This is a genomic window from Rhodococcus sp. PvR044, assembly GCF_040548995.1.
In the GTDB taxonomy this organism is placed as follows: domain Bacteria; phylum Actinomycetota; class Actinomycetes; order Mycobacteriales; family Mycobacteriaceae; genus Rhodococcus_G; species Rhodococcus_G oryzae.
Map to the genome: position 1 here is coordinate 271,009 of NZ_JBEPSX010000002.1, position 20,137 is coordinate 291,145.

Annotated in this window: 18 protein-coding genes; 7 read left to right on the top strand and 11 right to left on the bottom strand. The window is 69.7% G+C overall.

The annotated features are described in order from the left end of the window. Positions 1-147: 147 nt before the first annotated feature. The 4 genes from ABIC28_RS07420 to ABIC28_RS07435 form a co-directional block, all read right to left on the bottom strand. A complete protein-coding gene (locus tag ABIC28_RS07420; RefSeq protein WP_097210787.1) occupies positions 148-1,656 on the bottom strand; it encodes an FAD-dependent oxidoreductase in 1,509 nt (502 codons plus the stop codon). A gap of 110 nt (positions 1,657-1,766) precedes the next feature. Continuing rightward, positions 1,767-2,672, bottom strand: coding sequence for a biphenyl-2,3-diol 1,2-dioxygenase (gene bphC / locus ABIC28_RS07425; protein WP_209928021.1), 906 nt, complete (start codon positions 2,670-2,672; stop codon positions 1,767-1,769). A gap of 42 nt (positions 2,673-2,714) precedes the next feature. Then, positions 2,715-3,896: an acyl-CoA dehydrogenase family protein gene (locus ABIC28_RS07430; RefSeq protein WP_097210785.1), complete on the bottom strand. Its 1,182-nt coding sequence runs from the start codon at positions 3,894-3,896 to the stop codon at positions 2,715-2,717. Positions 3,897-3,944: 48 nt separating this feature from the next. Continuing rightward, entirely contained in the window at positions 3,945-5,108 is a 1,164-nt protein-coding gene (locus tag ABIC28_RS07435) for a 3-ketosteroid-9-alpha-monooxygenase, oxygenase component (protein WP_097210784.1), read from the bottom strand. Positions 5,109-5,349: 241 nt separating this feature from the next. Between ABIC28_RS07435 and ABIC28_RS07440 the strand changes: the two genes are divergently transcribed. Then, positions 5,350-5,961 (top strand): FAS1-like dehydratase domain-containing protein, encoded by a 612-nt coding sequence (locus tag ABIC28_RS07440; protein WP_245221094.1) that lies wholly within the window; start codon positions 5,350-5,352, stop codon positions 5,959-5,961. Here ABIC28_RS07440 and ABIC28_RS07445 read toward each other — a convergent pair. Together ABIC28_RS07445 and ABIC28_RS07450 are read right to left on the bottom strand one after the other, a co-directional pair. Beyond that, positions 5,954-7,105, bottom strand: coding sequence for a heparan-alpha-glucosaminide N-acetyltransferase domain-containing protein (locus ABIC28_RS07445; protein WP_354578212.1), 1,152 nt, complete (start codon positions 7,103-7,105; stop codon positions 5,954-5,956). The genes ABIC28_RS07440 and ABIC28_RS07445 overlap by 8 nt on opposite strands. A 198-nt stretch (positions 7,106-7,303) precedes the next feature. Continuing rightward, positions 7,304-7,678 (bottom strand): nuclear transport factor 2 family protein, encoded by a 375-nt coding sequence (locus ABIC28_RS07450; RefSeq protein ID WP_077039956.1) that lies wholly within the window; start codon positions 7,676-7,678, stop codon positions 7,304-7,306. A gap of 202 nt (positions 7,679-7,880) precedes the next feature. On the opposite strand from ABIC28_RS07450, the gene ABIC28_RS07455 reads away from it, so the two are divergent. Beyond that, positions 7,881-9,350, top strand: coding sequence for a lipase family protein (locus ABIC28_RS07455; protein ID WP_245221093.1), 1,470 nt, complete (start codon positions 7,881-7,883; stop codon positions 9,348-9,350). A gap of 70 nt (positions 9,351-9,420) precedes the next feature. Here the strand turns inward: ABIC28_RS07455 and leuS are convergent, their stop codons facing one another. Continuing rightward, complete coding sequence (gene leuS / locus ABIC28_RS07460; protein WP_097210781.1) at positions 9,421-12,267, bottom strand: leucine--tRNA ligase; 2,847 nt, start codon at positions 12,265-12,267, stop codon at positions 9,421-9,423. A 129-nt stretch (positions 12,268-12,396) separates the two neighbouring features. Here leuS and ABIC28_RS07465 point away from each other — a divergent pair, with 129 nt between their 5' ends. From ABIC28_RS07465 to ABIC28_RS07475, 3 genes are read left to right on the top strand one after another with little or no spacing between them, the layout of a single operon-like run. After that, positions 12,397-12,876, top strand: a complete 480-nt coding sequence (locus ABIC28_RS07465) for an SdpI family protein (protein WP_097210780.1) — start codon at positions 12,397-12,399, stop codon at positions 12,874-12,876. A 38-nt stretch (positions 12,877-12,914) separates the two neighbouring features. Beyond that, positions 12,915-13,883, top strand: coding sequence for a DUF1648 domain-containing protein (locus tag ABIC28_RS07470; protein WP_354578215.1), 969 nt, complete (start codon positions 12,915-12,917; stop codon positions 13,881-13,883). Between the two features lie 28 nt (positions 13,884-13,911). Then, complete coding sequence (locus ABIC28_RS07475) at positions 13,912-14,910, top strand: bile acid:sodium symporter family protein (RefSeq protein ID WP_097210778.1); 999 nt, start codon at positions 13,912-13,914, stop codon at positions 14,908-14,910. 19 nt (positions 14,911-14,929) lie between these two features. On the opposite strand, the gene ABIC28_RS07480 is transcribed toward ABIC28_RS07475, so the two are convergent. Both ABIC28_RS07480 and ABIC28_RS07485 read right to left on the bottom strand, forming a co-directional pair. Further along, positions 14,930-15,535: a YqgE/AlgH family protein gene (locus ABIC28_RS07480; RefSeq protein WP_097210777.1), complete on the bottom strand. Its 606-nt coding sequence runs from the start codon at positions 15,533-15,535 to the stop codon at positions 14,930-14,932. 63 nt (positions 15,536-15,598) lie between these two features. After that, on the bottom strand, positions 15,599-16,303 hold the full coding sequence (locus ABIC28_RS07485; protein ID WP_097210776.1) for a TetR/AcrR family transcriptional regulator: 705 nt from the start codon (positions 16,301-16,303) through the stop codon (positions 15,599-15,601). Positions 16,304-16,439: 136 nt separating this feature from the next. Here ABIC28_RS07485 and ABIC28_RS07490 point away from each other — a divergent pair, with 136 nt between their 5' ends. Beyond that, entirely contained in the window at positions 16,440-17,387 is a 948-nt protein-coding gene (locus tag ABIC28_RS07490; protein ID WP_097210775.1) for an NAD-dependent epimerase/dehydratase family protein, read from the top strand. A gap of 108 nt (positions 17,388-17,495) precedes the next feature. Then, positions 17,496-18,758 carry an MFS transporter gene (locus tag ABIC28_RS07495; RefSeq protein ID WP_097210774.1) on the top strand — a complete coding sequence of 421 codons (1,263 nt, stop codon included), beginning with the start codon at positions 17,496-17,498 and terminating at the stop codon, positions 18,756-18,758. Positions 18,759-18,768: 10 nt separating this feature from the next. On the opposite strand, the gene ABIC28_RS07500 is transcribed toward ABIC28_RS07495, so the two are convergent. Both ABIC28_RS07500 and ABIC28_RS07505 read right to left on the bottom strand, forming a co-directional pair. After that, on the bottom strand, positions 18,769-19,332 hold the full coding sequence (locus ABIC28_RS07500; protein WP_097210773.1) for a hypothetical protein: 564 nt from the start codon (positions 19,330-19,332) through the stop codon (positions 18,769-18,771). Positions 19,333-19,385: 53 nt separating this feature from the next. Continuing rightward, on the bottom strand, positions 19,386-20,045 hold the full coding sequence (locus tag ABIC28_RS07505) for a TetR/AcrR family transcriptional regulator (RefSeq protein WP_257017167.1): 660 nt from the start codon (positions 20,043-20,045) through the stop codon (positions 19,386-19,388). Positions 20,046-20,137 lie beyond the last annotated feature (92 nt).

Genomic DNA, 20,137 nt, shown 5'->3' on the forward strand with positions numbered 1-20,137 from the left:
TGACTATTGATAGCACGAGCTTGTGTCGGCTGTCACACACGACCGAGTGGTTCGTTTTCTGTCACGGGACGGCAAAGGGCCCCGGGTCGATTGACTCGACCCGGGGCCCTTTGCTGTTGACCAGCGGTTATCGTCCGTTCAGTGGGATCAGCCCTTGGCGGCGGACCGGCCCGCACGGCGGCCGAAAAAGCTGCCGTCGCCGAGCGACGCACCGCTGGCATACCCGCCCGCGGACACCCCCGCGGTGCACCGGCCGGCGCCGAACAGGCCGGGAATCGGCGCACCCGAGACGTGCAGAACCTCGGAGTCGACGCTGGTGCGCAGCCCGCCGAGGGTGAACCCGCCGGTGAACCCGCGCAGGTCGATCGCCGCGACCGGCGACCCGATCTGCTTGACCCATTCCGGCTTCTTGCCGAGCACCGGGTCCTCACCATTCGCAGCGTGCCGGTTGTAGACCTCGACGGTGGACTGCAGGGTCCCCGTGGGCAGCCCCATCTCCGCCTCGAGTTCTTCGACCGTCTCGCAGACCCACGTCGGCTGATGCCGCAGGAACGGGGTGGCGGTGGGGGTGGTCAACGCCTCCTCGTACGCGGCCTCGTCGATCACCAGGAACGCCTGGTTCTGGTTCTCGATCAGGGTCGCCTGCCCGACCCGGCCGGGGTAGGTGTCCTCGTTGATGAAGCGCTGCCCCCGGCCGTTGACCAGGATGCCGCGGATGAACAGCTGCGGGTCGCAGAAGAACGCGACCTCGGTGGCGTCCATGTGCGCCAGGTCCGCGCCGAGCGCCTGCGCCATCAGGATCGCGCGGCCGTCGTGCTCCTCGATCGAGGCGGCGGGACGGCCGACCAGCCGAGGCGCGTACGCCTCGACCATCCGGTCGTTGTAGGCGAAACTGCCGGTTGCGAGCACGACGCCGCGGCGGGCCCGGATGGCGATCTCCTTCCCGTACTGCGTCGCCACCACGCCCACCACCCGGCCCATCCCCTCGGGCGAAGCCTCGGGGCCATCGGTGCTGTCGTCGGTGACCAGCGCCTGCACGCGGATGTCGTAGACCGAGCGCACGCCGAGCTCGGCCGCGGTGTCGGTGAGCGGCTTCATCAACATGTAGCCGCCACCGCGCTCGCCGCCGGACTGCTTGTCCGCCATCTGCGGCACGTGCCCGCGCGGGGCAGGCGGGATGGTAGCGGCGAACGGCGCGGCGTTCTCGCCACCGGTGTACTGCAGACCGTCGTCGCCCGGCGGCTCCCAGCCCGGCTCACCCCAGAAGCTCGCCTTGAACGGCACGCCGCACTCGACCAGCCAGCCGTAGTGGTCCACGCTGCCCTGGCAATACGCGTCGATCTTCTCCGCGTCCACGCCGGGGCCGAGCGCCGCCGTCATGAAGGCCTTCATGCTCTCGACGGAATCATCGAAGCCACAGGCCTTTTGGAGCGGGGTGCCGCCGCCCAGGTAGATGAACCCGCCTGCCATCGCGGCCGCGCCACCCCATCCGCCGGTGCGCTCGAGCACCAGCACGTCGGCGCCTTCCTGGGCCGCGGCCACGGCCGCGGACGCGCCGGCAACGCCGAACCCCGCCACCACCACATCGGCCTCGTGGTCCCACTGTTCGATCTCGTCGGCCGACCTCGGATGGACGGTCACGGTGTTGCTCGTCATTGCGGTCCTCTCGATCTGGGTCTGGATACACCTCGCGCGCGGACCCGGTGCCTGTGCTCTGGTGAAGCACACGAACGGTGGGACCGCGCGCGAAGTGAGGGGGGGTGTGACTACATAGCCGCCAGGGGCTCGCTGCCGGACCAGTCGTGGCCCCAGTAGCTGTCGGCGGTGATCTCTTCCGAGGAGTAGTACTTCTCGTCGACCCGCATGCCCTCGGTTCCGAACTCGATGTCCCAGCCTCCGGGAGCGCGAACGTAGAACGAGACCATCTTGTCGTTGGTGTGCCTGCCCAGGGTCGAGGAGACCGAGAAGCCGTCCTTGACGACGCGGTCGAGCGCCTGACCGACCGCGTCGAGGGTGTCGACCTCGACCATGATGTGCACCAGGCCGGGGGCACCGCCGTGCGGGGCGGGGCACAGCGCCAGGCTGTGGTGGCGCTCGTTGACGCCCATGAAGCGCACCCGCATCGGGCCGAACTCCGGCGGAGCCGGGATGCGGAAGGCGCCGCGAGGCAGGAACCCGAGCACCTCGGTGTAGAAGGCGAACGCACCGTTGATGTCCATCACCGGCAGCACCACGTGGCCGAGACCCTGTGCGCCGGTGACGAACTTGGCACCGAACGGGGTGACGACCGGGCTGTGGTCGAGGACCGCGCCGTGGAAGATCTCGAGGGTGGCACCGGTCGGATCCTGGAAGGTGATGACCTCCTCGACCCGGCGGGCGTCGGCCTCCTCCAGCGCGAGAGGCTTGACCGCGATACCCGCGGCCTCGACGGCCTCCTGCACGCGGACCAGGGCGGCGTGGTCGCGCACCTCCCAGCCGATGGTGACGACCTCGTCGGTGTCACCCGGCACGATGACGATGCGCGCGGCGCGCTCGTCCATCCGCAGGTAGATGGCGTTCTCGTCCGGACCGGAGCCCTCGGCGAAGCCGAGCACCTCGAACGCGAACTTGCGCCAGCGCTCCATGTCGTTGGTCTGGACCTTGATGTAGCCCAAGCCCTTGATGTCAGTCATGTGTTGTCCTTCTTCTGTTTTCAGTGCTTGTGCGGGACCGGATCAGATCATCGACTTGAGGTTGTCGGCCGGGTCGAGACCGAGCGAGCTCACCGCGGAAGCGTGGTAGACGGTGCTGGGCACGTGGATGGCGTGGGCCAGGCCGGCGTGCGCGTCACGCCAGTATCGCTGCAGCGGCTTGTCCATGCGCAGCGCGTTGCCGCCGGAGCGGGCGAAGATCTGGTCGACGGCGCCGACGGCGCGCCAGGCGGCACGAACCTGGGTGCGACGACCGGCCGCGCGATCCGCGAAGGAGACCTCCTTGCCGGATTCGACGATCTCCCACATCTTGTCGACGTTCGCCAGCAGTTCCTGGCGGGCGGCGTTGATGTCCGCGGCGGCTTCGCCGATCGCGAAGAGCACGTACGGGTCGTCCTTGACCGCGGTGCCCTGCGCCCCGACCCGGTCACGCTGGTAGTCCAGGTGCGCGGCCAGGGCGCCCTCGGCGATACCGATGACGGCGGAGGAGATGCCGAGCGGGAACATGTTGGACCAGGGCATCTTGTAGAGGGTCTCGGTCATCCCGGCGTTCTTCTGCGCGGTCCCGTTGATCACCTCGTCGCCGTCCATCACCCGGTAGGAGGGCACGAAGGCATCCCGGACGATGATGTCCTTGGAGCCGGTTCCCTTGAGGCCCACGACGTTCCAGGAATCCTCGACGATCTCGTAATCCTTGCGCGGCAGGATCATGTGCAGCATCCGCGGCGGCAGCGCCATGTTGCCGTCCTTGTCGCCTTCCATGGCGCCGAGGAAGATCCAGTCACAGTGATCGGTGCCGGAGGAGAACTGCCAGCGGCCGTTGAAGATGTAGCCGCCGTCGACCGGCTTGGCGATGCCGGTGGGCGCGTACGGCGATGCCACCCAGGTGTCGTGGTCCTGGCCCCAGATCTCCTCCTGGACCTTCGGGTCCGCGAAGGCCAGCTGCCAGGGGTGCACGCCGACGATGCCGCACACCCAGCCGGTGGCCGGATCGAGCGAGGCCGCCTTCATCACGGTCTCCGAGAACTCGCGGGGATGCGCCTCGAAGCCGCCGTACTGCTTGGGCTGCAGCAGCTTGATCGGGCCTGCCGCCTTGAGCTTCTTCGCGGTGTCGTCGGGCAGGCGGCCGATCCGCTCGGCCTCCGTTGCCTGGTCGCGAATCTGATCCGCGATCTCGATGAGGTTGTCGATGGCCTTGTTGGTCATGGTGATGTTCCTTCTTGTCTAGCTGTGAGGCTGGAAGTCGGTGGTGGTTCAGGCGTTGCTCTGGAGCGGGACGACGCCGTTGGCGATGTTCTCGGCGACCTCCGCCTCCCAGCTCTTCACGGCCCGATCGGTGTCGATCTCGAATTCGAAGCGCTTGGTCATGTCCTCGGTGATGTCCTCGACATCCACATAGAACTGCTTGTACCAACGGCGCAGCTGGTACACGGGGCCGTCCTCCTCGGACAGCAGCGGGTTGTCGATGGGCGCCTTGTTCTTCCAGATCTCGACGTCCTGCTCGAAGCCCATCTCGACGCCCTCGGCGAACTGCTCGGCCATGCCCTCGGCCGCCTCGTCCGACATGCCCTGCGGCTTCTTGACCATCGCGCCGTACTGCAGCACGAAGGAGTTCTCGTCGACCGGGTAGTGGCAGTTGACGAGGACCGTCTCGATCGTCATGCCCTTGGCATCGCTCCAGAGCCAGTCGATCATGTAGGACGGACCGAAGTACGAGGCGTCCGAACGCAGGGTGGAGTTCGGATCGTCGTAGCTGGTGCCGACCGAGATGTCGTGCCGCGGGGTGGAGCGCATGTACTGGGTGGCCACGTGGCCCTCGAAGACGTTCTTGAAGAAACGCGGGAACGAGTAGTGCACGTAGAAGAAGTGCGCCATGTCCACGACGTTGTCGACGATCTCGCGGCAGTGCGAGCCCTCGATCAGCATGGAGTTCCAGGTCAAGGCGGTCCACTCGTCGGAGCCGAAGCCCTCGATCTCGGGGATGGTCACCTCATCGGTGGGCTTGCTGCCCTGCGGGTCGTGCCACACGTACAGCTGGCCGTTGCGCTCGAGCGTCGGCCAGGAGCGGGTGCGCGCGAGCGGGGGAACGCGGCGGGCGTAGGGGATGTCGGTGCACTTGCCGTTGCCGCCCCAGCGCCAGTCGTGGAACGGGCAGGCGATCGAGTCACCCTTGACGGTGCCCTGGGCGAGATTGCCGCCCATGTGCCGGCAGAACGCGTCGAGCACGTTGATCTTGCCGTCCGACTCCGACTGGAACACCACCAGCGAGGTGCCGAATGCCTTGACCTCGTGCGGCTTTCCGTCCTGGAATGACTTCAGCAGGCCAAGGCAGTGCCACCCGCGGGCAAACCGGGTAGGGGCCGCCGCCGCCTCGATCATCCTGACCTCGTCGGCTTCGGACTTGGATTGCAGCGCCATTGCCACCTCTTCTCTCACTCTCGAGACAAACGCGCTCGAGAAACGCACTGATGTGATGCGCCTCATACTTCGGGGCGACGGCATGCGAGTTCATGGGGCCTTCCCGCTGACCGGGACGATTTCGCCCCCGCCCAGCAAGCCGGTGCCCGGGGTCTCCCGATCAGCGGGAAGGGGATGCCGTCGAACCCTCGCGCGGACCTAACGTCGCGGTATCCGAACTGATCGAAGGAGGTGCGGATCGATGATCACCACAACCGCAGCGAGCCCGGTGGGGGCGCCGTTCACCGGCATCACCGTCGACCTGGAGCGCGGCAAGATCCTCGAGTTCGCGGAGGCCATCCGCTCCACCCACGGCGCGTACCGCGACGCCGAGCGCCCGGTGGTGCCGCCGACCTACCTCTGCTCCGAAGGGTTCGTGCCGGGGTCGGCCAGGCCGGATCAGCAGGCCATGCCCGCCGAGCAGGACTGCCGGTTCTTCGGCCCCCCGCCGCGGGCGGGCGATCGGCTCAACGTGCACTCCCGCGGCAACGAGTCCGAGCAGCTGACCGAGTTCCGCGACGCCGAGGGCAGGCTGATCGCCGACTCCTGGTCGCACGGCTCGGCGACCGATGCCGTCGCCTCCGGCCTGCTGGCCAACTTCGCCACCGACTGGCTGGGCCCGGAGTCGGTGCGGCGGTTCCGGACCCGGTTCCTGGAGCGGGTGTCGGCCGCGGACACCCTGGCCTGTTCCGGCGAGGTGCTGCAGGAGTACGTCCAGGACGGCGAGCCGCGGGTGGACGTGGTGCTCACCGCGACCCGGCCCGGCGGCGCGGTCGCCGCCAAGGCCTGGGCGACGTTCGCGCGCGCTAGCTGACCGCGGGCCGGGAGCCGAGCCGGGCGGCGCCCGCCCCGATCTTGTTCAGAGCCCATTCGAGCGGACCCCGCCCGAGGTAGCGCCGCCACAGCGTCGCGAAGACCAGGGGCACCGCCACGAACCAGAGCAGGGTCGCCCAGGACTGGGTGAACGACTCGATGCGCAGCAGGAGCGCCAGGGCCACGATGTGCCCGGCGTAGATCGTCAGCGGCATCGAACCGAGCGCGGCCAGCGGCGCCAGGATTCGCGGGGCGACCCTCGCCGCGAGCAGGCACAGGCCGAGAACGGCGACGGCGACGCCGCCGGATCCCACGACCTCGAACGCGGTCCCGCTGTGCGGGGTGCTGGTGAGCATCCACTGCCAGGGATCGGTGCCGACGGTGCCGAAGCTCCCCATCCGGAGCAGGTCCGCGAGCAGCTGGGCACCCTCGCCCGGCATCATCTCGTCCAGGTGGGCCACCAGCGCGTCCTTGCCGCCGAACAGGTTCAGCGCCACCCAGGACCCGCCGAGCCCGAGCACGGCCAGCGCCGAGCCGAGCCCGACAAGGACGAGGCCCGCCCGCTCACGCCGCAGGCCCCAGCGGCCGATGGCCATGCCCGCGAGCAGGAACGGCACCCAGGTGAGCACCGGGTAGGTGCCCTGCAGCAGGATCACCGAACCGAGGTGCTGGATCCCGTCCACCGAGGTGAGCATGTCGAATCGCGCGGTCTCCCCGAAGGTGTCGGGCACCGCCACGTGCGAACGGATGGCGAACGAGAGCAGCGGGCCCGCGACGGCGGCCACGGCCGCGGCGGCGGCCAGCCACTGCCAGCTCAGCCGCAGCAGCGGCAGCGCGATCAGGAACAGGACCGCGTACGTCGCGAGGATGACCATCGCCGGCGAACCGAGCTGGGTGAGGACGAGGCCGAGGACGAAGAGGGCGAGAGCCCGCGCGGCGATGGACCTGCGCGCCGCGGCCAGCCCTGGCCCCGAGGGCGGGCGGGTGCCGCCGGTGGTGAGGGCCAGCGACACCCCGGCGAGGACCGCGAAGAGAATGGCGGATCGGCCGCTGAGCGCGAAGAAGGCGAACTCGCCGATCTGTTCGGCGCTGGCGGTGTGCACGGCGATCATCCCGAGCACGGCAAGGCCCCGCGCGACGTCCACGCCCACTATGCGCGTAAGTGAGCGGGGAGTCGGCGGGGCCTCGGCCTGGGACAAGATCTGGGTCATCACACGCTTTCGGTCGCCTGGTGATTCTGTTGCGATCCGAACGTATTGCGGCGACGGCCAGCTGTCGTCAGGCCTGGAGCTGATCCCGGGTCCGACCTGAGTATGACCCGCAGGCCGAACCCGGGCGAGCGGTCAGCTGGCGACCATGTCCTCCGGACCCCAGATCGCCTTCATGGTGGTGATCTTGGCGTCGTCGTCGAAGGTCATCACATCGATGACGGAGATCTCGACCTTCTGATCACCCATGATGGTGGTGAGGGTGAAATTGAAGGCGGCCGTGCCCGCCGCGATCTTGACGACGCCGAGCTCGGCGGTCTGCTCGAGCGGCTCGATGATGCCGTAGAACTCGCGCAGCGACTCCTCGGTGGTCCGCGGGTCGGTGCCGACCGGATCCTCGACGGTGGCGCCGGGCGCGTACAGCGCCAGGACGTCGTCCACGGTGCCGCCCGCCACCGACTTCACGTAGCTCTCGATGGTGTTCAGGATGTCTTCGCGTGATGCCGCCATGCCGGTACCCCTTCATTGTTAGAACCTGTTCTAGTTGCGAGGGTACCGGCGATGCCGACGGGATTCCATGGAACGAGGAGCCGGCATCGATCCGTCTCCGCGTCCGGTTCGTCCGTATTCGGTGGACCGCAGCTCACGATGTGATAACCGTGGTCTCCGAAAGCCGTTCGGGCCGCGGCAATCCGGTGTTACGGTGCCGCGCATGCCTATCCAGCACGGGGGTTTCTGGGTACGAATGGGTGTGGCCGCCTTGGCGGTCAGCGTCGCGATCGGGGGTGGCACGTCGGTCGGCACCGCCGTCGCCCAATCCTCCGGCAGCGCCGGAGGTGAGGGCTCGATCGGCACCGGGTCCCTGACCGACGGCACCGCCTCGGACGGCACGCCCTTGAACGGGACGACGCTGATCACCGGATCTCTCGGAACCGGCTCCGCCGCCGGATCACCGCTGGGGTCCGCGATTCCGGGCGTGGTCGGCTCGGTGATCCCGGGGCCCGATCTCGATCCCCCGCCCCTCGAGACGCTGCGCGCCGAGATGCTGCCCAAACCGATCGGGGATCCGTTCTTCGACGTGTACCCGCCCGGCCTCCCCGGCATGACCAACGGCCAGGTCATCGAGACCCGCGATGTGACGCCTGCCGCCCGAGCGCTCCTGCGCGGGCCGGTGCGGGAGGTGCGCCAGATCAAGGTGAAGAGCACCGACTCGGCAGGCGCGCCGTCGTTCGCGACCGCGACTCTCGTCGTACCCGCAACCCCCTGGCCCGGCCCGGGACCGCGGCCGGTCCTGGTCAACAACGTGCCGATCAACGGGCTCGGGCGGAGCTGCACCCCGGGCCACACCCTCGGAAACGGGATCACACCGACGGAGAACTTCCTCGAGCTGCTCCGGCCCGTCACCACGAAGGCCGAGGAACGCGGCTACGCGGTGCTCATCCCCGATCACGAGGGCCCCCGGATGGCGTACGCCGAACCCTTCGTCGCCGGGCACGCGATCCTCGACACCATCCGCGGCATGCGCACCGTGTTCCCCGCCGAGTTCGGCAGCAGCAAGCTCGCCATGATGGGCTACTCCGGCGGTTCGATCGCGACGCACGGCGCGGTCAAGCTGATCGACTCCTATGCCCCCGAACTGGCAGGCGACATCGTCGGCGCCGCGATGGGCGGGATACCGGCGGACTTCGAGATGCTCGGACGCACCATGAACGGCAACCTCGCCGGGGGGCTGTTCCTCGCGGCGCTGTTCGGGATCACGAGGGAGAACCCCGAGATCCTCCCGCTGATCAACACTCTCGGTCAGCGGCTGAGCATCACGTCCATCAAGGACCAGTGCGCGAACACCCTCGCGCTGGCCGGCGTCCTCGGGATACCGGCCGAAGCACTCGCGAATGTGAAGCAAGCACTGGATTCACCTGTCGCACATGACATCTACACGAAGATGAAGATGGCGGACCGTAAGTCCGGCACGCCGCTGTACATCTACAGCGGCGGGCAGGAGTTCTGGATCCCGGCGCTCGGCTCCCGCAACCTGTACGACGAGCAGTGCGGCTACGGCGTGCGCGCGCTGTACCGGCAGGTGCCCGGGGAACACATCCTCGGCGAACTCACCGGGAACTCCGGGGCATTCGACTGGGTCGACGCCCGGCTGCGCGGGGAACCGGCACCGACCGAGTGCTGAAGGCGGCTTCGCCACCTGTGCGCGGTTAGCGGGTCCCTGGACCCGCTAACCGCGCACGGGCGCGGAGCGCCTACTTGACGATGTTGACCATCTTGCCCGGCACCACGATCACCTTGCGGGGCGCGTTGCCCTCCAGGAGGGCGACGATCTTCTCGTCGGCCAGGGCCGCGGCCTCGATGGACTTCGGGTCGGCGTCGGCGGCCACGGTGAGCCGGCTGCGCAGCTTGCCGTTGACCTGGATCGGGTACTCGACGGTGTCGTCGACCAGCCACTTGTCCTCGGCCAGCGGGAACGGACCGTGCGCAAGCGAGGTCTCGTGCCCGAGCCGGGACCACAGCTCCTCGGCGAGGTGCGGGGCCAGCGGGCCGAGCATGAGCACCAGCGGCTCGACCGCCGACCGCGGCGCCCCGTTCGGGTACTCCTTGGTCAGGTGGTTGTTCAGCTCGATCAGCTTGGCCGCCGCGGTGTTGTCGCGCAGCGCGGCGTAGTCCGCGTTGACGCCGTCGATCGTCTTGTTCAGCGCGCGCAGGGTGTCGTCGGTCGGCACCTCGTCGGTGACCCGCAGCTCACCGGTCTCCTCGTCGACGACCGTGCGCCAGACGCGCTGCAGGAACCGGTGCGACCCGACAACGTCCTTGGTCGCCCACGGCCGTGAGGTGTCCAGCGGCCCCATCGACATCTCGTACACGCGCAGGGTGTCGGCGCCGTACTCCTCGCAGATCTCGTCCGGCGCAACGGAATTCTTCAGGGACTTGCCCATCTTGCCGTGCTCGCGGTGGACCGGCTCGTCGCCGTGGAAGTACTCACCGTCGCGCTCGGTGACCTCCTCCGCGGGCACGTAGACGCCCCGCGAGTCGGTGTAGGCGTAGGCCTGGATGTAGCCCTGGTTGTACAGCCGGCGGTACGGCTCGCTCGAGCTCACGTAGCCGAGGTCGAAGAGGACCTTGTGCCAGAACCGCGAGTACAGCAGGTGCAGCACCGCGTGCTCGACGCCGCCGACGTACAGGTCGACGCCACCCGGGTCGTTCGGGCCGTGCAGCTCGGGACGCGGACCCATCCAGTACTGCTCGTTCTCCTTGGCGCAGAACTCGTCGTTGTTGGTCGGGTCGATGTAGCGCAGCTGGTACCAGGAGCTGCCCGCCCACTGCGGCATCACGTTGGTGTCGCGGTGGTAGCTCTGCAGTCCGTCGCCGAGATCGAGCTCGACGTTCACCCAGTCGGTGGCCTTCGCCAGCGGCGGGGACGGCTCGGAGTTCTCGTCGTTCGGGTCGAAGGAGACCGGCGCGTAGTCCTCGACCTCCGGGAGTTCCACCGGCAGCATCGATTCCGGCAGCGGGTGCGCGACGCCGTCCGCACCGTAGACGATCGGGAAGGGCTCGCCCCAGTACCGCTGACGGGCGAACAGCCAGTCCCGCAGCTTGTACTGGATGGTGCCCTTGCCGGTGCCGTCCGCCTCCAGGCGCGCGGTGATGGCGGCTTTGGCCGCCGCGACGTCGAGGCCGTCCAGGTAGTCCGAGTTCACCAGCGGACCGTCGCCCGTGTAGGCGGCCTCGGTGATGTCGCCGCCTGCGATGACCTCGACGATGTCGAGGCCGAAGGTGGTCGCGAACTCCCAGTCGCGCTGGTCGTGCCCGGGCACCGCCATGATCGCGCCGGTGCCGTACCCGGTGAGCACGTAATCCGCGATGAAGATCGGAAGCCGGTGCCCGTTCACGGGATTCACCGCATACTCGCCGAGGAAGACGCCGGTCTTCTCCTTGTTCTCCTGCCGCTCCAGGTCTGTCTTCGCGGCGATGGAGGCGCGGTAGGCGGCGACGGCCTCGGCCGGGGTGGCCGCGCCGCCGGTCCAGCGGGGGTCCACGTCGTCCGCGTACGAGCCCGAGGCCAGCCGATCGACCAGCTCGTGTTCGGGGGCGAGGGTGACGTAGGTGGCACCGAACAGGGTGTCGGGACGGGTGGTGAAGACCTCGATCGCGACGTCGTCGACCGCCGGGTCGACCCCGAACCGGACCTGGGCACCGTGCGAGCGCCCGATCCAGTTGCGCTGCATGGCCTTGACCTTGTCCGGCCAGTCCAGGAACTCGAGGTCGTCGACGAGGCGGTCCGAGTACGCGGTGATCCGCATCATCCACTGCTGCAGATGCTTACGGAACACCGGAAAATTGCCGCGGTCGCTGCGACCGTCGGAGGTGACCTCCTCGTTGGCCAGCACGGTGCCGAGCCCGGGGCACCAGTTGACCATCGAATCCGACCGGTAGACAAGGCGATACGAGTCGATCACCGTGCGGCGCTCACCCGCGTCGAGCGCGGTCCAGGACCGGCCGTCCGGGGCGGTGCGCGCACCGGACTCGAACTCCGCCTCCAGCTCCGCGATGGGGCGGGCCCGCTTGAGGTCGATGTCATACCAGGCGTTGAAGATCTGCAGGAAGATCCACTGCGTCCAGTGGTAGAAGTCCACATCGGTGGTGGCCAGCGAGCGCCGCTCGTCGTGGCCGAGCCCGAGCCGGCGCAGCTGCCGCTTCATGTTCTCGATGTTCGACTCGGTGGTGGTGCGCGGGTGGGTGCCCGTCTGCACCGCGTACTGCTCGGCGGGCAGGCCGAAGGCGTCGTAGCCGAGGGTGTGCAGCACGTTGTGCCCGTGCATGCGGTGGAAGCGCGCGAACACGTCGGTCGCGATGTAGCCGAGCGGGTGCCCGACGTGCAGGCCCGAGCCGGACGGGTACGGGAACATGTCCTGGACGAAGAGCTTGTCCGCGGGCAGCTCCCCGGCGAGATCGCCGACCGGGTTCGGCGCGTTGAAGGTGCCGCGCTCACTCCACAGCTCCTGCCACCGCCGCTCGATCCGACCCGCGAGCTCCGCGGTGTATCGGTGCTGAGGGGTGGCGTCGTCCGCTGGCTGCTGCACTGGCTCGGTCACGTGTTTCGCTATCTACTCTGCGCTGAGCTCGGCGTCTCGGCGCTGGTTCTCGGGCATGGATTACCGTCGACCAGCCTAAGGTGTCACCCGAATAGTCCCGGTCATCGGTCCCCGCCGTACCCTGGACCCGTGGTCATCGTCGCAACCGTGCTGTTCGTAGTCGCCCTCGCCGTCGGCGTGGTGGCGGTCGCCGGGATCGCCGGCCGGCTGCCGCGCAACCGCTGGGCCGGGGTCACCACCCCCGAGGCCCTCGCCAGCGACGACGCCTTCCGCCTCGCCAACCGCATCGCCGCGCCCACCATGGCCGCGGCCGCGTTGTTGCTGGTCATCGGCGGTATCGGCGCCCTCGCCTTCGGCACGGCCGGCGGACTTCTCGCCGTCGCCGTCGCCGTGGTCGCGGCCCTGGTCACCGCCGGGTACGGCGGATCCATGGGAGCCCGCGCAGCCGCCGCGGCCGCCCCTGCCGGTGGCTGCGGCCACGACTGCGGTTGCGGCAGCCCCGCCGAGCCGGAGTCCGCCGACCACGCTGCCGACGCCGCGGCCGCCGCGGACTGCGGCATGGACTCCTGCGGATCGTGCGCCCTCAAGGGCGCCTGCCTGCCCAGCTGAAGGGGTCCGCGCGCGAGCACCTGGTTGAATCGGCGCCCATGAGCAATTCCCGGACCTTCGATCCGGCCGGCGTCCTGTTCGGCATCGGTGTGCCCGCGCTCGCGGCCGCCGGAGGCCTGACGCTCACCAGGCTCTGGTCCGCACGCCTGCCCGAGACCATCGCCACGCACTGGTCCGGGACCGGCCCCGACGGCTTCAGCACGCCCGGGTCGCTGGCCGCGACCATGGTGATCGTGATCCTCCTCGTCGGATGCGGCGCCAGCGCGATCGCCGCCCTCGCGGGCGCGATGCTGATGATGCGCCGCGCGATGCTGATCGTCGGCCTGACCGTGGTCGGCCTGCTGTTCACCCTGTGGATCGCGCTGCTCGCCGCGCAACTGGATCTCGCTACGGCCGTGAACGTGACGCTGCCGATGTCGTGGATCGGGCTCGGGATCGTGGCAGGCGCCGCCGTCGGCATCCTCGGGGCCTCGTCCCTGCGCGACTATCGCGAACGATCCTCGGCGACCATGCCGCCGGACCCCCGGCTGCCCCGCGGGCCGGTGAACCTGCCGATCACCCAGCGGCTCGGGCTCGGGCCCATGACCACGGCGGTGCTGCTCGGGGTCGGCGCGGCGATCACCGCCGGGCTCTGCGCGCGGGCGGGCTCGTGGTGGCCGCTGGCGGTCTTCGTGCCGGTCTCGGTGCTGATGGTCGGGCTGCTGCGCTTCCGCGTCACCCTCGACGAGACGGGGCTGTGGGTGCGCAACCTGGGCATGACCGCGGTCGGGTACGGGATCGAGGAGCTGGTCGGGGCCCACGTCGAGGAGGTGAACCCGTCCAGGGATTTCGGCGGATGGGGTCTGCGCCTGAAGGGCCGCGGCAACTACGGGGTGGTCACCACGACCGGGCCCGCGGTCGTCTTCACCGCCGCGAACGGGCAGCGGCTGACGGTCACCACGCCACGGGCAGAGGAGATGGCAGGCGTGCTGAACGCCCTCGCGGACCGGCGGCTGGCCGACCGCTGACATTCGGCCCCGGATTACCGTTACCGATGTGAAGTTCTTGAGCAGGTTCTACATCGACGGGTTCATCCTGTCGATCATCGCGGTGGCCGTCGTGGCCAGCATCTTCCCCGCATCCGGTGGCGGGCAGACGGCACTTGACTGGGCCACCAAGATCGCGATCGCGCTGCTGTTCCTGCTCTACGGCGCCCGGCTGCACCCGCGCGAGGCGCTCGAGGGGCTCAAGCACTGGCGCCTGCACTCGGTGGTGCTGGCGTCGACCTACCTGCTGTTCCCGCTGATCGGGCTCGCGCTGCGCGTGCTGGCACCCACGGTCCTCACCGACGAGTTGTACACCGGCGTGCTCTACATGTGCCTGGTGCCCTCGACGGTCCAGTCGTCCATCGCGTTCACCTCGATCGCGCGCGGCAACGTCGCGGGGGCGGTCGTCAGCGCGTCGTTCTCGAATCTCATCGGGGTGTTCATCACGCCGCTGCTGGTGATCTTGCTGATGAACACCACCGGCGAGGCGACCGTCGACGCGTCCTCGATCGTCGACATCGTGCTGCAGCTGCTGCTTCCGTTCGTCATCGGTCAGCTGATCCGGCCGTGGGTGACCGGCTGGCTGCAGCGGCATGCCGCACCGACCAAGATCGTCGACCGCGGCTCGATCCTGCTGGTGGTGTACTCGGCGTTCAGCGCGGGCATGAACGAGCACGCATGGAGCGGGCTCTCCGCCTGGCGGGTGCTGGCGCTGGTCGCGGTCTGCTGCGCGATCCTCGCGACGGTGCTCGGGGTGACGGCCTTCGCCGGGCGCGCGCTCGGGTTCTCGCTGCCGGACCGGATCGTGATCCTCTTCTGTGGCTCCAAGAAGTCGCTCGCGACCGGGCTGCCGATGGCCTCGGTGCTCTTCGCCGGGCAGCCGGTCGGCCTGATCGTGTTGCCATTGATGATCTTCCATCAGATCCAGCTGATCGTCTGCGCCGCGCTGGCGCAGCGGTTCGCCCGCCGCCAGGACCCGGAACCGGCGGGCGCTGCGCCCGGCCGGTGAACCGAGCGGGCCGGGCTGGTCAGTTCCGGTCGACGTCGATCGGGTGGGTCGCGAGCAGCGCGAGGGGGAGCGGCTGGCGGCGCAGGACGTGCGCCCAGAGATCGATCCGCGGCGGGCCGATCACATCGGACGGCAGCGCGGACAGCACTGTCCAGTCGTCGCGCTGCAACTCCGAGTCCAGCTGCCCCATGGTCCAGCCCGAGTACCCCGCGAAGACCCGCACGCCCTCGATGAGCGGGCCGACGGCGTCCGGATCGGAATCGAGGTCGACCATGACCACCCGGCCGTCCACCCGGCGCACCCCGGACACCCCGTCGATGTTCGCGCCGGTACGCAGCGTGGCCAGGCACAGCGCCGAGTCCCGCTTCACCGGGCCGCCGATGAACAGCGCCCGCGGATTGGCGCACAGCTCGGTCCACTGGGGCAGCACCGCCTGCACCGCGGTCTCACTCGGCCGGTTGATCACCACACCCAGGCTGCCCGCGTCGTTGTGCTCGATGACGTAGACCACGGTGCGGCGGAAGGCCGGCTCGGTGAGCTCGGTCGAGGAGATCAGCAGGCTGCCCGGGCGCACGATCGGTTCGGTCGGCGCCATCCGGTCCTCGGGTTCTTCTGCGTGGTCCACCGGACAATCATCGCACCGGCGGACGACACGCGTGCCGGGTAACGCGCCGCCCGGCCGGCCGCCTCACTCCGGCGGGGTGAGCCCGACCATCTCGTCCAGCACCGACAGATGGTGCTCGAACAGCGCCCGCGGGTCCGCGAAGGTGTCCACCCCGTACTGACCGAACACCTCGAAGTTCACCGCGCCGAACAGCGAGGACCAGGCCAGGACCCCGCGCGCCAGTGCCTCCTCGGACAGGTCGAGACCCAGCTCCGCCCGGATCGCCCGCAGGTTCGCACGCAGCGACTCACCAATCGGAATTGTCTGTGGGACAACGAGTTCACCGGATCGGTTGGCGTCGTCGAAGATTCGGACCAGCACGCCGACGACGCGGGTGCCCGGCCCGGTGGTGCGTTCGGCCGGGGCCCGGTAACCAGGCACGGGACTACCGAACAGCAGCCCGTAGCACGCCGGCTCCGCCAGCGCCCAGTCCCGGACCGCATGCCCGACGGCGTGCAACCGGGCACGCGGATCTCCTGCGGGCACGGCGGCCACCGCCGCGTCCACCGCGTCACCCAACTCGGTGTATCCCTCCACGACGAGCAGGGTGAGCAGTTCGTCGCGACTGCCCACGTACCGGTACACGGCCGAGGAGACCACCCCGAGGTCCCTGGCGACCGCGCGTAGCGACAGCGCCGCCGCCCCGTCCCTGGCCAGGTGCTCCCGGCCGATCCGGGTGATGTCGGCCAGGGTCTGCTCGCGTGCGCGTTCGCGCGGGGTACCGGTCACCGCCCCAGCCTGACCGGTTTCGTGAGCACTGTCAACAAAAGAGAGCAGTGCTCTTGACATTCTCTCGAAGCCGGCGCACTGTTGTTTCGAGAGCAGTGCTCTCGAATATCCGAAACCACACCAAGGAGTGATTGCGATGTCGACAGTGCAGGTAGTGACCGGCGCGGGACCCGTCGGATGGACGGTCGCCGACCAGTTGGCGGCACAGGGACACCGGGTCCGCGTGCTGACCAGGTCCGGTTCCGGACCCGAGCGCCCCAACGTGGAGCGGCTCCGCGTCGACGTCTCCGTGCCTGGCGCGCTCGACGCCGCTCTCGAGGGCGCCGCGGCGGTGTTCCACTGCACCCACGGCTCGGCGTACTCGGCCGAGGCCTGGCGTCGCGAGCTGCCCTCCACAGAGCGGGCCGTGCTCGCCGCCGCCGGCCGGGCAGGGGCAGTCGTGGTGTGCCCGGAGAGCCTGTACTCCTACGGGCATGTCGACGGTCCCATCACCGAGGACACCCCGCGCGAGGCCCGTGACGGCAAGCTGGGCATCCGCACCGAACTGCTGCGCCAGCGCGAGGCCTCGGACACCGCCACCGTCAGCGTGGCCGCCTCCGACTTCTTCGGGCCGCGGGTGCTGATGGCGCATGCGGGCGAACGAATGGTGCCGATCATTCTGTCGGGCAAGACCGTTCGCGTCATGGGTGGCCTCGACACCCCACACTCGTTCACCTACGTGCCGGACCTCGCGGCGGCCATGATCGCCGCGGCCGCCGACCCCTCGCTGTGGAACTCGGTCCTGCACGCGCCGACCGGCCCCGCGATCACCCAGCGCGCGATGGTGCACGCCTACGCCTCGGCGGCGGGCGTGCCTGACCCGAAGACCGGCGTGCTGCCCGGCTGGCTGCTCCGCGGCGCCGGACTCGTTCACCGCGACAGCCGCGAACTGGCGGAGATGCTGTACCAGTTCGAGCGACCGTTCGTGCTGGACTCCGGCCGCAGCGAGCGACTGCTGGGGCTGGCGCCGACCCCACTGGCCGATGCGGCCGCCGCCACCGTCGCGTGGTGGCGCACACGGGAGCTCGCGCCGGCGCCGCGATAGGGTCAGCTGGTGGTGAACTCGACGCCGGGAAGCGCGACGCCGGGGGAGTCGACGCCACCCGATCCGACCCCGACCGACCCGACGCGCGAGCACGGCGGCCTGCGCTCCATGCTGCGCCGGTCACCCGGACTCGGCCGACTCACCACCGTCCGCTTCGCGAGCCAGTTCGGCGACGGGCTCTTCCAGGCCGCGCTCGGCGGCGCCATCCTGTTCAACCCCGAACGGGAGACCGATCCCATCGCGATCGCCGCGGGGTTCGCGGTCCTGCTGCTGCCCTACTCGCTGGTCGGCCCCTTCGCCGGCGCCCTGCTCGACCGATGGGACCGGCGCGCCGTCCTGATGTGGGCGAACCTGCTGCGCGGCGGCCTGATCCTGGCGGCCGCGGCCGTGCTCCTGACCGGCGGACCTCAGACCCCGTTGCTGCTGCTCGCGCTCGCCGCGGTCGGGGTCAGCCGCTTCGTGCTGGCGGGGGTCTCGGCGTCACTGCCGAACGTGGTGCGCCAATCCTGGCTGGTGTCAACGAATTCCGTGCTGGCGACCGCGGGGGCCGGGGTGTCCGCCGCGGGGGCCGGGACGGCGGTCGCGCTCCTCGGAGTGCTAGGCGAGGGGGATCGGGGCTCCGGCCTCACGGTCGCCATCGCCTCCGTCGGTTCCGCGATCGGCGCCCTCGCCGCGGTCGGCTTCGCCGCGCACCGCCTCGGACCGACCGGCGACCTCGCCGATGCGGGTCCGACCGGCCTCGACGCCGTCCGGGCGGTGCTGGCAGGCCTGCGCACCGGGGCCACCGCCGTGTGGGGCGCCCCCGGCGTCACCACCGCGATGATCGGAATCGGCGTGCACCGCATCGTGTTCGGGATCAACACGCTGATCATGGTGCTGATCCTCCGGGATCCCTCGTATGCGGGCGCGCTGCCGGGCGGGTTCGCCGGATTCGGGGTCGCGGTCGGCGCCGCGGCGGCGGGCATGCTGCTCGCCGCGGCCGTCACCCCGTTTCTCATCCCACGCATCGGCAGGTCCCCGACTGTCGTGGGCGCGCTGGTGTTCGCGACCGCCGTGCAACTGGGGGTGATCTCCGGGCTCACCCAGCCGATGCTGCTGGTCGGCGCGTTCCTGCTCGGCCTCGCCGGGCAGACGATCAAGCTCACCGGGGACGCGGCGATGCAGATCGACATCGACGACGCCCGGCGCGGGCAGGTGTTCGCGTTGCAGGACACCGTGTTCAACATGGCGTTCATCGGCGCGCTGGCCGCCGCGGCGACGGTGGTCGCCCCCGACGGGCACTCACCGGGACTCGTCTTCGCCGGGGCCGCGGTGTACGGGCTCGGCCTGGCGGGGGTTGCGGCGAACTCGCTGCGTCGGGCGCCACGCTGAGCGCCCGCGATCAACCGGAACCGCGGACGACTGTGTCCAGCCGGCCGTCGCCGTCAGTATCGGACAGCGTCACGTCCGCCGCCCCGTCGAACCGCTCGTCGACCTCGATCGCGGCGTAGGGGCCGCCCGGGCCCGACCGGAGCAGGGTGACGTCGACCAGCGAGTCCCCGTCGGTGTCGATCACCGCGATGTCGGGGGCACCGTCGAGGTCGAGGTCGACCTCCACCGGCAGCGCGTCCTCGCCGCCCGGCACTCTACGGTCCACGCCCCCGGGGTCCGTCCAGCGCAGCTCGTGCCCGGCCTCGGCGGGAGGCGGCGGGACCTCGAGGTCCCAGACCCCGGTACCCGAGGCGTCCTCGAAGTACCGACCCTCGTCACCCACGTCCAGCACCGAACGATCCGCGCCCCCGTCCCCGTCGCTGTCCCACATCGCGTCGTCGAGCAGACCGTCGCCGTCGAAGTCGAGGCTCACCGCGTCCGCGGCCCCGATGCCGCCGAGGTCCAGGTCCGCCTCGGACACCCAGTCCCGCGGCGCGCCCTCGCCGGTGCCGAACGAGTACTCCACCAGTCCCATACGTGTTGGACGCGCGAGCGGCGACGCCGGTTCCGACCGCGACTTCCTGCGCGCTACCTCCTGGCCTCGAGCGCGTCCAGGATGAGGTCCAGGCCGTAGCCGAACTCGCTCGTGTGGTCGTAGCCCGGCTGCAGGGCGTGGTCGACGATCATCTCGGTGAGGTACGGCAACTCGGCCGCAGGGAGCTGCTCGAGGATGCTGCCCGCCACTTCCTCGACATCGCCCGGCGTCGTCACCGGCAGGTTCGCCTCTTGGAGGACGAACCCGCCGATATAGCTGTCGACCAGCGAGACGGCGTGCGCGGCCATCGGCAGCGTGAATCCGGCCTCCCGGAGGACGCCGAGGACTGCGTCGTGATGGCGTAGCGTCGCCGGACCCGGGTTGCGACGGGAGTCCATGAGGCCGAGGGCCCAACTGTGCTGTGACAGGACAGTGCGCGCGGAGGAAGCGCGGACCCGGATCGCGTCGCGCCAGTCGTCGCACCGGGCATCGGGTAGTGCGATCGCCGCGAACACCGCGTCGACCACACCGTCGAGGATCGCGTCCTTGTTCGGCACATGGTGGTAGAGCGACATCGCCTCCACTCCGAGTTCCTGCGCCACCCGGCGCATCGTGATCGCCTCCACGCCACCACGATCCGCGACCCGGATCGCGGCCTCCAACACGAGATCTCGGCTGAGTGGTTGCCGTGGCGGCTGCGGTGATGGTGACACGAGGGCTCAACTCCAGGGTGCGGAAATGTTGACAAGCTTACAGGCGTAAGTCAGCCTTACATCTGTAAGGACTCCCGCCGGGAATCAACCGA